This window comes from Acinetobacter kyonggiensis, from assembly GCF_900107285.1.
GTDB classification, from domain to species: Bacteria; Pseudomonadota; Gammaproteobacteria; order Pseudomonadales; family Moraxellaceae; genus Acinetobacter; species Acinetobacter kyonggiensis.
The window spans coordinates 179,503-192,840 of record NZ_FNPK01000001.1; the positions used below are offsets into that span (position 1 = coordinate 179,503).

General features: G+C 41.1%; 13 protein-coding genes. 5 read left to right on the top strand and 8 right to left on the bottom strand.

All coding sequences use genetic code 11. The annotated features are described in order from the left end of the window. Window positions 1–59: 59 nt before the first annotated feature. Together BLV99_RS00850 and BLV99_RS00855 are read right to left on the bottom strand one after the other, a co-directional pair. Window positions 60–305 (bottom strand): DUF2789 family protein, encoded by a 246-nt coding sequence (locus BLV99_RS00850; RefSeq protein ID WP_086183851.1) that lies wholly within the window; start codon window positions 303–305, stop codon window positions 60–62. A 154-nt stretch (window positions 306–459) separates the two neighbouring features. After that, window positions 460–1,110: an HAD family hydrolase gene (locus tag BLV99_RS00855; protein WP_086183852.1), complete on the bottom strand. Its 651-nt coding sequence runs from the start codon at window positions 1,108–1,110 to the stop codon at window positions 460–462. A 183-nt stretch (window positions 1,111–1,293) separates the two neighbouring features. On the opposite strand from BLV99_RS00855, the gene BLV99_RS00860 reads away from it, so the two are divergent. Both BLV99_RS00860 and ptsP read left to right on the top strand, forming a co-directional pair. Continuing rightward, window positions 1,294–1,770: an RNA pyrophosphohydrolase gene (locus tag BLV99_RS00860; protein ID WP_086183853.1), complete on the top strand. Its 477-nt coding sequence runs from the start codon at window positions 1,294–1,296 to the stop codon at window positions 1,768–1,770. 88 nt (window positions 1,771–1,858) lie between these two features. Continuing rightward, the gene (gene ptsP / locus BLV99_RS00865) at window positions 1,859–4,156 is read left to right on the top strand and encodes a phosphoenolpyruvate--protein phosphotransferase (RefSeq protein ID WP_086183854.1); all 2,298 of its coding nucleotides are present in this window, start codon (window positions 1,859–1,861) and stop codon (window positions 4,154–4,156) included. Here ptsP and BLV99_RS00870 read toward each other — a convergent pair. After that, the gene (locus BLV99_RS00870; RefSeq protein ID WP_086183855.1) at window positions 4,153–4,353 is read right to left on the bottom strand and encodes a DUF7230 family protein; all 201 of its coding nucleotides are present in this window, start codon (window positions 4,351–4,353) and stop codon (window positions 4,153–4,155) included. The genes ptsP and BLV99_RS00870 overlap by 4 nt on opposite strands. A 250-nt stretch (window positions 4,354–4,603) precedes the next feature. Continuing rightward, on the bottom strand, window positions 4,604–6,256 hold the full coding sequence (locus tag BLV99_RS00875; protein ID WP_092686779.1) for an acyl-CoA dehydrogenase family protein: 1,653 nt from the start codon (window positions 6,254–6,256) through the stop codon (window positions 4,604–4,606). A 78-nt stretch (window positions 6,257–6,334) separates the two neighbouring features. On the opposite strand from BLV99_RS00875, the gene BLV99_RS00880 reads away from it, so the two are divergent. Continuing rightward, window positions 6,335–6,952, top strand: coding sequence for a TetR/AcrR family transcriptional regulator (locus BLV99_RS00880; RefSeq protein ID WP_092687130.1), 618 nt, complete (start codon window positions 6,335–6,337; stop codon window positions 6,950–6,952). 118 nt (window positions 6,953–7,070) lie between these two features. Here BLV99_RS00880 and BLV99_RS00885 read toward each other — a convergent pair whose 3' ends face one another. After that, window positions 7,071–7,580 (bottom strand): hypothetical protein, encoded by a 510-nt coding sequence (locus BLV99_RS00885; protein ID WP_092686782.1) that lies wholly within the window; start codon window positions 7,578–7,580, stop codon window positions 7,071–7,073. 132 nt (window positions 7,581–7,712) lie between these two features. Then, window positions 7,713–9,902, bottom strand: coding sequence for a catalase/peroxidase HPI (katG, locus tag BLV99_RS00890; RefSeq protein WP_092686785.1), 2,190 nt, complete (start codon window positions 9,900–9,902; stop codon window positions 7,713–7,715). Between the two features lie 308 nt (window positions 9,903–10,210). On the opposite strand from katG, the gene BLV99_RS00895 reads away from it, so the two are divergent. Both BLV99_RS00895 and BLV99_RS00900 read left to right on the top strand, forming a co-directional pair. Continuing rightward, on the top strand, window positions 10,211–10,654 hold the full coding sequence (locus BLV99_RS00895) for a thiol-disulfide oxidoreductase DCC family protein (protein WP_092686788.1): 444 nt from the start codon (window positions 10,211–10,213) through the stop codon (window positions 10,652–10,654). Further along, window positions 10,647–11,045 carry a DoxX-like family protein gene (locus BLV99_RS00900; protein WP_092686791.1) on the top strand — a complete coding sequence of 133 codons (399 nt, stop codon included), beginning with the start codon at window positions 10,647–10,649 and terminating at the stop codon, window positions 11,043–11,045. Before BLV99_RS00895 ends, BLV99_RS00900 begins: the two co-directional genes overlap by 8 nt. Window positions 11,046–11,050: 5 nt before the next feature. Here BLV99_RS00900 and BLV99_RS00905 read toward each other — a convergent pair whose 3' ends face one another. After that, the gene (locus BLV99_RS00905) at window positions 11,051–12,106 is read right to left on the bottom strand and encodes an MBL fold metallo-hydrolase (protein WP_092686794.1); all 1,056 of its coding nucleotides are present in this window, start codon (window positions 12,104–12,106) and stop codon (window positions 11,051–11,053) included. Between the two features lie 77 nt (window positions 12,107–12,183). Continuing rightward, window positions 12,184–13,122 carry a cation diffusion facilitator family transporter gene (locus tag BLV99_RS00910; protein ID WP_092686797.1) on the bottom strand — a complete coding sequence of 313 codons (939 nt, stop codon included), beginning with the start codon at window positions 13,120–13,122 and terminating at the stop codon, window positions 12,184–12,186. Between the last annotated feature and the right edge of the window lie 216 nt (window positions 13,123–13,338).

Here is a 13,338-nt window from a genome sequence, read left to right on the forward strand (position 1 = left end):
CCGCGGGAGAGAAAAGTTTCATCTCTTTCAATCCCGCATCTGCATCTATTTAATCTATCTTAACGATTGGTTGATTCTTCATGTAAGGATTCATTGAGCTGATCAACCACAATCGCCCATTCACCATCGGACTTTAATTTTTCAGCTAAAAACTGGTGCTGCGCATCTGACCAATAATCCGCTTCAGTAATTTTGGTATGTGCACTTAATTGATGGGTCGCAATAAAAAGTTCAATCGCGTCCTCAGTGGCCTCTAAGCCTAATTGTTCAAATAAATGAGTCATTCTTGGGCGTACAGCGCTCATTTTTTTCTCCATCCATTTTAATTCTTATGCATAACATAGCAGCTTCATGTTAAAAATGAAGGACAAAAATGTAAGGATTTTATACACATAAATAAAAATACAGCACTTAGAAGTGCTGTATTTTCAATATCATTTTAAAAATACTATGCATACATCATATCGACCAATCTTGAATATCCCAACCTTGTTCTTTCGCCAGTACAACCAAGCGATCATCAGGATTTACTGCAATAGCATGATCGGCATAGTCCAACAGAAAGCGGTCATTGATTGAATCTGAATATGCCCATGATTCCTCAACATTTCTGCCTTGTAGCCATTGTTCTAAACGTGCCAATTTGCCTTTCTGATAACAGGCGATATTAATGACTTTACCTGTATATTGACCATCAATGACTTCTGCATTGGTGGCAATCGTTTCAGTAATGCCAAACTCATGAAAAATCGGTGTGGTAATAAAGTCAGAAGTTGCGGTGATGCCCACCAATTCATGTCCAGCATCACGATGTTTTTCAATGGCAGCAAAACCTTCAGGACGCATTTGTGGACGAATCACTTTTTTCATGAATAACTCATGTAAGTCATGCAAATAATCATGGTCATGTTGAGTTAAAAATTCGAAGACAAATTCGTTATACGCAATCGGATCCAGTTGACCGGCTTTATAGTCTTCATAAAACTGGTCATTCATTTGACGATGTCGAGTTGGATCAACCAAACCTTCATTCACTAAAAACTCACCCCATGAATAATCTGAATCGGTGTTTAACAAGGTGTGATCGAGGTCAAATAAAGCCAATTTCATGAAAATACTCGTAAAAACTGAAATTTAAGAAAAATTTTGTAAATCTATCTCCGCTAGTCGATAGAAATTCGTTAAGATCATAGCAATTTTTAACATTTAAGCTGTGCTTTTTTTCGAGATGGATGTAGAAATAACAATCCCCGAAACTAAAGCCACACATTAAAAGCAGATTTAGGTAGCCAAATGATCGACTCAGAAGGTTTCCGACCGAATGTCGGGATCATTTTGGCAAACGACATTGGACAAGTTTTATGGGCAAAACGCATTGGACACAATGCTTGGCAATTTCCACAAGGAGGGATCCAGTATGGAGAAACCCCTGAACAGGCACTTTATCGTGAACTGAGAGAAGAAATTGGCCTCTTGCCCGAACATGTTCAAATTGTAGCGCAAACAAAAGGTTGGCTACGGTATCGTTTGCCGCAACGGTATATACGCTCGGATTCAGACCCCGTGTGTATTGGGCAAAAACAAAAGTGGTTTTTACTTAAACTGACAGCTTCAGCCAAGAACATTCAGCTGAATTTGTCTGACCCACCAGAGTTTGACCAATGGCAATGGGTAAGTTATTGGTATCCATTAGGACAAGTCGTGAATTTTAAACGCGATGTATACCGAAAAGCGATGGTGGAACTGTGTGATCAGTTGCCATCAATATAAACATAAAAAATCGTATGGAAATGCAGATTTTTTAGCAACATATTGTTATAAATAAAATAGATTTAAACTTTTTTTTGGAGCAGATTTTATGTCGAATATGCAGCTGGACACCTTAAGACGTATTGTACAAGAAATCAATGCGTCCACCAGTTTGCATGAATCACTCGACATTATGGTCAACCAAGTGGCCGAAGCCATGCATGTCGATGTTTGCTCCATTTACCTACTCGATGAACGTAATCAACGCTATTTACTGATGGCTTCTAAAGGTTTAAACCCTGAAGCTGTCGGACACGTTTCACTGCATACGGGTGAAGGCTTAGTCGGGTTGGTGGGACAGCGTGAAGAAATTGTCAATTTAGACAATGCGCCTAAACATGAACGCTTTTTATATCTGCCTGAAACGGGTGAGGAGATTTATAACTCTTTTCTCGGTGTTCCCGTCATGTATCGCCGTAAGGTGATGGGTGTTTTAGTTGTTCAAAATAAAGAACCGCATGACTTTAGTGAAGCAGCCGAATCTTTTCTCGTGACCTTATGCGCACAGCTTTCGGGTGTAATTGCACATGCACATGCCGTCGGCAATATTGATGTGTTCCGTAAACCCAACAGCCTACCTGCGTATAAAACCTTCCAAGGGATTTCAGGTTCTGGCGGGATTGCTTTAGGTCGTGCTGTCATTTTATATCCACCTGCCGATTTAGCCTCAGTTCCTGACCGTGAAGCCGATGACATTAGTGAAGAGCTTGAGCTGCTCGATCATGCTATTGATTCCGTGCGTCAAGAAATTCAATCGCTTGATGACAAAATGCAAGATGCCTTAATGGCAGAAGAACGTGCATTGTTTAGTGTGTTCTTACGCATGCTTGATGCAAATGCGCTACCTGCTGAAATTAAAGCTGAAATTCGCGACGGCAATTGGGCACAAGGTGCTGTTCGTATTGTGATTGACACCCATATTGCGCTATTTGCACAAATGGAAGATGACTATTTGCGTGAACGTGTCTCAGATCTGAAAGATTTGGGTCGTCGTATTTTAGCGTTCTTACAAGAAGCGGATGCCAGTCACCGCGAACTGACCGATGAAAGTATTTTGATTGGTGAGGAAATTTCAACTGCCGCTTTGGTTGAATTACCTGTCGATAAAATTGCCGCGATTGTCACCACTGAAGGTGCCATGAATTCACATATGGTGATTGTGGCACGTGCACTCGGTATTCCAACCGTGGTCGGTGTAACGGAGCTACCCATCAATACGCTTGATGATGTCGAGATGATTGTCGATGCACATCAAGGCCGGATCTTTATTAATCCACCACGTCGCTTGCGTACCCGCTATAAAGAAATTCAAAAAGAAGAAGAACAAATTGCAAAAGATTTAAAGCAATATGAAACCAAGGATTCCATTACCCCCGATGGCGTTACCGTCAAATTATACGTCAATACGGGTCTGATGATTGATGTGGTACGTGGCGTACAACGAGGGGCTAAAGGCGTCGGTTTATATCGCTCTGAAATTCCCTTTATGCTGCGTGATCGTTTTCCTGGTGAAGAAGAACAACGCGCCATTTATCGTCAACAGCTCAGCCACTTTGCCAATAAACCTGTGGTAATGCGTACCCTTGATATTGGTGCAGATAAAGATCTGCCCTATTTTTCGATTGAAGAAGATAATTCCGCTTTAGGCTGGCGTGGGATTCGATTTACACTGGATCATCCTGAAATTTTCTCATCGCAAATTCGTGCCATGCTCAAAGCCAGTATTGGCTTAAATAACTTGCATATCTTATTGCCGATGGTCACCAGTGTCAGCGAAGTTGAAGAAGCCTTGTATTTGCTTGAGCGTGATTGGATGGCGGTTCAAGAAGAAGAACAAGTCAAAATCACCAAACCGAAAATAGGGATTATGGTCGAAGTCCCGAGTGTATTATTACAAATTGAAGAATTTTCTGAATTGGTTGATTTTTTCTCGGTTGGTTCGAATGACTTAACCCAATATTTGCTGGCAGTTGACCGTAACAATCCTCGTGTCGCCAATGTGTATTCACACTTTCACCCAGCGGTGCTGCGTGCTTTAACCCGTTTGGTCAAAGAATGTCATAAGTACGATAAACCCATCAGTATTTGTGGTGAAATGGCAGGAGATCCTTTGGCTGCAATCTTATTGATGGCAATGGGATTTAATACCCTTTCAATGAGTTCCAGTAATATTTTACGGGTACGAAAAGCGATTTGCCATGTCCCGATGACAGATGCACTGGTTCAACTCGAACATGTATTAAAAATGGATAACCCATTAATCGTGAAAAGTTGGATGGAATATTATTTTAAGACGCATGGTTTGGGTGATATGGTGAAATCTGCAACACGTATTGTAAGTGCTTAAGCCACGTTAAATCCAAAAACAGCACAGAAAGAAAAAGGGAGATAATCATTCGAATATCTCCCTTTTTTGTGCTTGCTATAGCCACGTTTTGCATTTTTCTTTCGGTCTGTAAACACTTGGCTTTGATTGACTTCATGCATGTGTTTTGCTACAAAGTTGTGAATCACAATTTCTAGCTTTTTCTTTTGTTTCGCCATTTCATTCACCTATTTGGCTAAGATATTCTGGTACTTTGCCACATGAGATGTGGCAAAGTGATGATACGCTTTATTGTACATTTTACAAGCAAATTATACCAATGAATGGCTCGTTTTAAGCCTTTTCTTCATCTGTTTTGAATAGAAAAACACCCCGACTCCGCAAGAGAAAGACGCGATATATTTTACTCATTTAAAAAGCTCCAGAATTCCTCTCTGTGGGAGAGGAAATCTACAGAGAGGACTATATTCAAGCGGCAAAAGCCCTCGCCAGCAAGCGTTCTACATCTACATGCTGAGGATTTAACATGCCCACCACACGCCCATGAAAACCACTATAACGCGACTGAATAAAAGCAGTGGATACAAAATCTGGTGCATATTTTTTTAATAGCACCGCCTGAGCCAAAATCACTAAACGACTGACTAGACTGCGCGCCATAAACTGTAAGTCCTCAGGTGATTGCTGGAGCAATTTAAACAGCGACTGCAATTCATCTTTCAATGTTTCATCCTGCATGGCTGTCGAAGCTAGATTTTTAAACAAGACTTCTAGCGATTCAGGATCACGCCCAATCGCACGCAGTACATCAAGACACATAACATTGCCTGAACCTTCCCAAATGGTATTGACTGGCGCTTCTTTAAAAATACGCGCCATGATGCCATTGTCGACATAGCCATTGCCGCCAAAAATCTCCATCGCCTCACCACTGAGTTCCACGGTACGCTTACAAATCCAAAATTTAGCGGCTGGTGTCATCACACGTTTCCATGCTTGAGAAACCTCATCATCGGACTCATAACACTGCGCCAAATAGAAACTTAATTGCATGGCGGCTTCGGTTTCTAAGGCTAAATCGGCCAGTACCGCTTGCATCAAAGGCTGTTGCGCTAAATGTTTACCAAAAGCTTTGCGCTGACGGGTATAAGCAATACATTGTACTAAAGCTTGCCGCAGCATTGCGGTACTGCCCACAGAGCAAGTCAAACGGGTGTAATTTGCCATTTCAATGATGGTCGGAATGCCGCGTCCTGCTTCTCCAATCATGATGCCCCAAGCATCCTGAAATTCAACTTCAGAACTGGAGTTGCTTCGATTCCCGACTTTGTCTTTAAGACGTTGAATATAAATATTGTTCTTCGTTCCATCATCCAACCAATGTGGCACATAGAAACAGGCCAAGCCATCTTGTTCCGTTTTAGCCACCACCAAATGGGCATCCGACATCGGTGCAGAGAAAAACCATTTATGCCCTGTGAGTAAATAAGCTTTGCCACGTCCTGACTCTGCGACTGGCACAGCAAGGGTTTCATTGGCACGCACATCCGAACCTCCCTGCTTTTCGGTCATGCCCATACCGAGCCAAATCGATTTTTTCTGGCTGATTGGCACATCACGTTCATCGTATTCAGTCGAAAGTAATTGATCGCCTATTTTTGCCCACAGTTCAGGTTCTCGCTGAATCAGCGGAATACTGCCCAAAGTCATCGAGTTTGGGCACAAGTTGCCGCATTCGACCTGCCCTGCCAAATAAAAACGGGCTGCCCATTCCACCCATTTTGAAGATGAATTGGGATGATTAAACGGATGAGCATGGGTATCAAACTGCCGATTTAATGCCATCCATTTATGCCAAGCAGGATGAAATTCGATAAAGTCTTTACGGCGTCCTCGCGCATCAAAGGCATGTAAAATGGGGGTATGTTTATTGGCTAAATCCGCATATTGGTAATATTCACTTGAACCCACCTGCTGCCCAAATTCAGCCAAAGTTGTTTGATCTTGACTGCCGTAACGCAACAAAATTTCTTGTAAAACGGTATCGGTTTCAAATAGGTTGTAATTTTCCAGTTCATCAAACTGGTTGCTAATTTGATGGTTCATCCATGCATTGATCATACAAACTTCACTCTTGTTCTTATTCCATTTTCATATCAGTATAAAGAAAATTTCACAGTTACATGTTCAGCTTATGCAATGAAGAATCCGAAGGTTCAAGTCCGCCGTAAACCCCGCCAATCCAGAGCTAAGTTGACACAAGAAGCCTTACAAGAAAGTTTTGTTCAGCTTTTGCATGAGCGCCATGCGCATAAAATTACCATTCGGGAAATTACCGATGTAGCGGGTGTCGGTTTAGGGACGTTTTATGAATATTTTTCTAAAAAGGAAGATTTGGTTGCATTGACCATTCATCAGCATGTGAAAAGTAATGCGGAAATGCTAAAAGGTTATGCACAAAGCCAAATGGAATTATCCACAAGATTAAGTTTTGAGGACTATTTACAGCAGATTATTCATTTTCAGCTTGAGCAAATTCAAGCTCAGCAGTTTTTATGGGCGCAGACTTTTTTACTCGAACGACAGGTTTCAAACATTGAAAGTTATCAAAAGAGTTATGCCATGATGGTACAGATGTGGCACAGCATCCTTGAACCTTATGTTGATGATGAAGTGCAACTCAAGCGAATCAGCTTAAATGTGCAACGGGTGTGTTATGGCTTTGTGTCGCAGACCTTGTTGGTCGAGCCAGAGTTTGGGGAGTGGGTGATTTTGGAGGAAGATATTCTTCAAAATTTAGGAAAGCTTAATTTTTAATAAAAACAGGCTTTCCTCTTCACTTTTCGTTCTTACACTTAATATATAATTGATATATAAGATACTAATAAAATGTGATTCGTATAAGCTCGATTATATTAAATTGCATTTTTAGTAGCTAAAGATTTGGAAAACGAATTTTTGTTTCAGCTTTTCTAATTTCATTACTGGTAAAAGAAATAGTTGTTCCTAGTGAATAAGCATAGATCCCTTGAATAGAATCATTAGATGATTCATATGAGATATAAAATCCGTTATCAACTCTATCCACCCATTCGAAATTCATTTTATATTTTTCAAATAGAAATTCGATAATTTTCTTTTTTAACTCTATATCATTTGTATCAATATCATAAGCGATGCAATGAAGTTTACCTTGCCATTCTTGAAGTGAAATAGGTCCAATTGGGGTTGCCAATATATACCAGTTTGATTCTTTGATGAAATTCACGTTTGGAGTATGTTTTTCTAAATTGAATTTAGTCTGGATAGTTGAAAAATCTGAACCTATTTCAAATATAAACGGTTTTATTACTTTATCCTGATTCAGGGTATTGGTCTCTGCATGCAATAAACTATTAGTAAAAAGTAAAATGAAAGCCATCAAGATAAAAAAAGCTTTTGACATAAGTAATTCTAAATTTAAGTTTTCATAAAATTGACACTTTATACGCAACTATGCTTATAAATCAAATAATCTCAATATATTAAAGTCTATAAAAAACCGCTCTTTCGAGCGGTTTTTTCATTCCAGTGAAAACTACTTCACATCAAAACGGTCTGCATTCATCACTTTGTTCCATGCGGCAATAAAATCTTTCACAAATTTCTCTTTGTTGTCATCTTGCGCATACACTTCTGCATATGCCCGAAGAATTGAATTTGAACCGAAGACTAAGTCCACACGTGTCGCTGTCCACTTAGTCGCACCTGTGGCACGATCACGAATTTCATAACGGTTTTTACCGACTGGCGTCCATGTATTTGCCATGTCTGTCAGGTTTACAAAGAAGTCATTGCTCAATACACCTTCACGATTGGTCAACACGCCCTCCTGAGTACCGCCATAGTTTGTACCCAACACTCGCAAACCACCAACCAGCACGGTCATTTCAGGCGCAGTCAAACCCAACAATTGGGTATGATCTAACAGCAGTTCTTCAGGTTGTGCTGCAAACTCAGCTTTCTGGAAGTTACGATAACCATCACTGACAGGTTCAAGATCTTCAAATGAATACACATCCGTTTTTTCTTGAGTCGCATCACCACGGCCTGAGGTAAAGGGAACTTTTAAATTCACACCCGCAGCGTGTGCTGCTTTTTCAACGGCTGCACTGCCCCCTAACACGATGAGGTCGGCAATGCTGACTTTCTTCGCAAGACCCAATTGAATTTCTTCCAGTTTGGCCAAGACTTTTGCTAAACGAGCAGGCTCATTCGCTTGCCAGTCTTTTTGTGGTGCTAAGCGAATACGTGCGCCATTCGCACCACCACGGAAGTCTGAACTACGGAAAGTACGTGCACTATCCCAAGCGGTATTAATCAATTCAGCATCGCTTAAACCGCTATTCAACAGTTTGACTTTCAGCTCATCAATTTCTGCTTCAGATAAAATGTAATCCACACTAGGTATTGGATCTTGCCAAATTAAATCTTCCGCAGGAACATCTGCACCCAAATAACGCGATTTCGGCCCTAAGTCACGGTGCGTCAATTTAAACCATGCACGTGCAAATACTTCTGCAAAGTAGGCTGGGTCTTGGTAGAAACGCTCTGCGATTTTGCGGTATTCAGGATCAACTTTCAGCGCCATATCGGCATCAGTCATCATGGGGTTACGGCGTATATTCGGATTGTGTGCATCAACGGGTTTATCTTCTTCTTTAATGTTCACAGGTTCCCATTGATTTGCACCTGCTGGGCTTTTTGTCAGCTGCCAGTCATAGGTAAACAATAAGTAGAAGAATTCATTGTCCCATTGGGTTGGATGCGTGGTCCAAGCCCCTTCCAAACCGCTGACCATGGTATTGCCTGCATTCCCTGTGCCTTCAGGGTTATGCCAACCCAGACCTTGGAATTCGACATCTGCGCCTTCAACGTCTTTACCTAGCAATTCGGCTTTCCCATTACCGTGTGCTTTACCCACCGTGTGACCGCCCGCTGTTAATGCGACTGTTTCTTCATCATCCATCGCCATACGGTCAAACGTGGTACGCATATCTTGAGCTGTTTTTAATGGATCAGGATGACCATCGACACCTTCAGGATTGACATAGATTAAGCCCATTTGCACTGCTGCTAATGGATTTTCTAATGATTTACGGTCTTGGTCATTTTCATAACGGTTTTTGGTTGCATCCAGCCATTTATTTTCAGAACCCCAATAAATGTCTTTTTCTGGGTGCCAAATGTCTAAACGACCACCACCAAAACCATAGGTTTTCAGACCGGCTTCTTCATATGCGACTGTACCCGCGAGGACAATCAAATCGCCCCAAGAAAGTTTGTTGCCGTATTTACGTTTAATCGGCCAAAGTAAGCGACGGCCTTTATCGGTATTGACGTTATCTGGCCAACTGTTTAAAGGAGCAAAGCGTTGGTTACCCGTATTGGCGCCGCCACGGCCATCTTGCTTACGGTATGAACCTGCTAAGTGCCAAGCCGTGCGTACGAACATCCCAATATAACTGCCATAATCGGCTGGCCACCAGTCTTGGCTGGTATTAATTAACGTGCGAAGATCTTGTTTTACTGCTTCCAAGTCTAATGAATTAAAAGCTTTGACATAGTCAAAGTCTGGGTCCATTGGATTGGTTTTTTGATCATGTTGAGAGAGAATATCGAGATTTAAAGCATTTGGCCACCAAGCCGTATTTGAGCTGGCTATATTGGTATTCGCACCTTCCTTATGGAAAGGACAACCCGATGCAGCTTGCGTATCATTTGTCATTTTTGAACTCCAAAGCTACGTTCAATTGATTATTGTGAAGAACCGTTTATAAAATTACTTACCCTACCAACATAGCTGTTTTAGCTCACAATCAAAAGTGGATTTTACGAATAGAAACAATCGAAAAAGCCTATTTAAGAGATGCAAAAAATTAAAAATATTCAATTTTAAAAAGCTGAATTAAAAGATTTAAGGCTCTGTTGTCACAACATTTAAAAAACAATCATGCTTGCATTTTTTGACGCTATTTTTTTATCGAAAATAAATTTGCTATAGTTATGACATAGCCACTCAGAATAAATCCAGTCATGGCACATCGCATTACCGCAATCATTCAAAAACATGACATTATTTTGTTTGATGCCATTTGTGTGATTTGTAATGGTTGGGCAAAATTTTTGATCAAAAATGATCAATACTCAAAATTCAAACTTGCTTCCGCTCAATCGGCTTTGGGAGAAGAAATTTTAAAACATTATGGGATGTCCACCACTGACTATACCACCATGGTCGTCATTCTAAATGGACAGCTGTATACCGAATCGACAGCTTTACTTAAAGTCATGCAGCATTTGGGGCTGCCTTTTTCGCTGATGAATGCAGGCTATATCGTCCCTCGCCCAATCCGAGATTTTCTCTACCGCCGTGTAGCACTCAATCGTTATCAACTCTTTGGTCAAACCAATGATTGCTTGCTGCCATCTGCCGATAATAAACAGCACTTTTTGGAACATGCGCTTCGTGATGTATAAACAATGCTTGGAAAAACCACTTCAACTCATTCAGATGACACTGGCTGCTCTCTGGATCTATCAAGGATTGATACCGAAAATTTTATTTCAATCCAATGCTGAAATTAATATTTGGCAAGCGATGGGAGTTGAACTTGATATGGCAAAGATATGTGTTGCCCTATCAGGTCTGGTTGAAATCATGTTTGGCTGTACTTTTCTCATTTGGCAAAGAACAGGCTTGATCCATCAGCTCAATATTTTGGGCTTAACTGGATTATTACTCCTGATCATGATCACAGATCCGTTACAACTCACCACGGCATTTAATCCTATGGTCATGAATATTGCCATGATGGTTCTGTCAATCGTTGCCATTCAACTTTTAAAGCTCAGAAACAGTCAGCTTTAAAAGCATCAAACCACCAAACGTCGCCCTTCTCGCACGCAGTAAAAAGGGGTCATCAATTTAGAGGTATTTTTCATCGCCACTTTTAAATCTAACTCAGGTTGTTCACGACTTTCATCAGTCAATTGAAAGGTTCGGTAATGAATCGCCAGTGAACATTTCGAGTGTAAATCTTGATGCGCTTGAAACGCATCTTGTGGATTCATATGCATATAACGCATCAACTCACGTGGCTCATACGCACCTATCGGCAAAAGTGAAACACGTGGTGCGCCTAAACGACTTTGGATCTCTTTGAAATGTGGCGAGTAACCCGTATCCCCTGCAAAGAAGCAATGATCTTTACCTGCTAAAACAGAAAAACCACCCCACAGTGCACGATTTTGGTCACGTATGCCGCGTCCCGAACCATGCTGCGCAGGCGTATAAACAATTTTTAAATCATGTAATAAAGCCGATTGCCACCAGTCCATTTCCAAAACATGAAAACTCTTTGGTAAATACCATGAGTTGCCTAAGCCAGTATAAATCGGCATGGCAAATTGATGATGCAACCACTGTAAGCTGGCTAAATCCATATGGTCATAATGATTATGACTCAGTAATACCGCATGAATGGTCGGTAATTCCTGTAACGCAATGCCCGCAGGAATGACCCGTTTTGGCCCTTTGCCTTGCTTCGGCCCAACATGCTCACACCATACAGGGTCGGTTAATAAGTTATACGGACCAATTTGTAAAAGTACTGTCGCATGCCCAATAAACCAGACCTGCCAATCATCAATGCTGGCCTGTGGACGATCTTGAGGCATGGCCCGTTTAACGGCATGAAATTCTGCATGTTCTTTGGCAACATCGATATTCCATGTCGATGACTTGCGTTTTAATAACCATTTTAATAGGTCTGCACGTCCACGCCCTTGTGGACGCGGTAAAACATTGCAAAATCGTTGACCATCATGCTGGCTCGAATGCATAAATTGCAATGCAGGCTGACGCCAACTATGTGACCAACATTCTTGTGTAGGCAGTTGAAAGTGTAATTTTTCGGGCTTTTGCTTCATGTACATTCAATTTCTTAGTGTGACTTAAACATTCAAAATCCGATATTTCGAATGTTCCCTCATGTATATCACGTTTTTTATTCCAAACGTCCTTTCATACGTTCCAACCACACTTTTTTCGTTTGTGGTTTAATAAACAATGCCACAATTTCAGGATGAATCTGTTTAATTTTCGCTTCAATTCTGTTGACGCATGCTTCAATTTCATCCGATTGCAAATGGTCTTCAAACTCTAAACTTAAAGAGGCAAGCACTTGATGTGCACCCATCTGTTCAGTCAAAACACCATTCGCAGACAAGACTGCACTGTCTTCTTGCGCAATCAGTAAAATGTTATTGCGTAATTGTGGATCTGCAGTTTCACCCAGCAATAAACCTTTGGTTTCCCGCGCCAATAAAATAGCAGAAACAGCCAACACAATACCAATCAATATCGAGGCCACGCCATCCAACTCAGGAATATTTAACTGATGCGCCAAATAAATCCCGATCAACGCAATAAACAGACCACATAAAGCCGCGGTGTCTTCAAATAATACCGTAAAAGTGGTTGGATCTTTACTGCGACGGAAAGCTTCAAAATAACCTTGCTGACCTTTGACCTGACGAAACGCTTTTAACGCCACCAGCCATGATGCTCCTTCACATACAATCGCAATCGCTAAAACAATATAATTCAAACTCGGATTGAGCATTTCTTCAGGATGCCGCACATGTTGTATGCCCTGATAAATCGACACAATGGCACCCAATGCAAAAACCATTAGGGAAACAATAAAGGCCCAAAAATACAGTTCACGCCCATAACCAAATGGATGCTTCACATTGGCAGGCTGCTGCGATTTTTTGATGCCGTAGAGCAGTAAAATTTCATTTAGCGTATCCACGACGGAATGAATTGCTTCACTCAGCATGGCTGAACTATTGGTGATATAGGCCGCGACAAACTTGACCAAGGCTATGGCTAAATTACCCAGTAAAGCCGCATACACCACCATTTTATTTGAGTCAGACATTTAAAGTTGTCCTGAATTTATTGTTATCCAATACAGCGAGCATGATTGTCCCCAGCTCTTTATAGTAACGAAAGCATGGCGCATCTGGTTTATCTTTTTGTTGTTTTTAAAAGCGCATGCCTGTCAGGGAAAATGAGAAATTTATTAGTCAGCTTAATGCAGTCAAAATATGCTCAATCTGTTATTTTGAATATAGCATATACCCAAATAATCGAG

Bases quoted from the DNA above. Each gene is read 5' to 3' on its own strand.
- BLV99_RS00875 (WP_092686779.1), bottom strand. From the start codon at position 6,256: ATGATCAATGCATGGATGAACCATCAAATTAGCAACCAGTTTGATGAA.
- BLV99_RS00870 (WP_086183855.1), bottom strand. From the start codon at position 4,353: ATGGCGAAACAAAAGAAAAAGCTAGAAATTGTGATTCACAACTTTGTA.
- ptsP (WP_086183854.1), top strand. From the start codon at position 1,859: ATGTCGAATATGCAGCTGGACACCTTAAGACGTATTGTACAAGAAATC.
- BLV99_RS00850 (WP_086183851.1), bottom strand. From the start codon at position 305: ATGAGCGCTGTACGCCCAAGAATGACTCATTTATTTGAACAATTAGGC.
- katG (WP_092686785.1), bottom strand. From the start codon at position 9,902: ATGACAAATGATACGCAAGCTGCATCGGGTTGTCCTTTCCATAAGGAA.
- BLV99_RS00885 (WP_092686782.1), bottom strand. From the start codon at position 7,580: ATGTCAAAAGCTTTTTTTATCTTGATGGCTTTCATTTTACTTTTTACT.
- BLV99_RS00910 (WP_092686797.1), bottom strand. From the start codon at position 13,122: ATGTCTGACTCAAATAAAATGGTGGTGTATGCGGCTTTACTGGGTAAT.
- BLV99_RS00895 (WP_092686788.1), top strand. From the start codon at position 10,211: ATGGCACATCGCATTACCGCAATCATTCAAAAACATGACATTATTTTG.
- BLV99_RS00905 (WP_092686794.1), bottom strand. From the start codon at position 12,106: ATGAAGCAAAAGCCCGAAAAATTACACTTTCAACTGCCTACACAAGAA.
- BLV99_RS00860 (WP_086183853.1), top strand. From the start codon at position 1,294: ATGATCGACTCAGAAGGTTTCCGACCGAATGTCGGGATCATTTTGGCA.
- BLV99_RS00855 (WP_086183852.1), bottom strand. From the start codon at position 1,110: ATGAAATTGGCTTTATTTGACCTCGATCACACCTTGTTAAACACCGAT.
- BLV99_RS00880 (WP_092687130.1), top strand. From the start codon at position 6,335: ATGAAGAATCCGAAGGTTCAAGTCCGCCGTAAACCCCGCCAATCCAGA.
- BLV99_RS00900 (WP_092686791.1), top strand. From the start codon at position 10,647: ATGTATAAACAATGCTTGGAAAAACCACTTCAACTCATTCAGATGACA.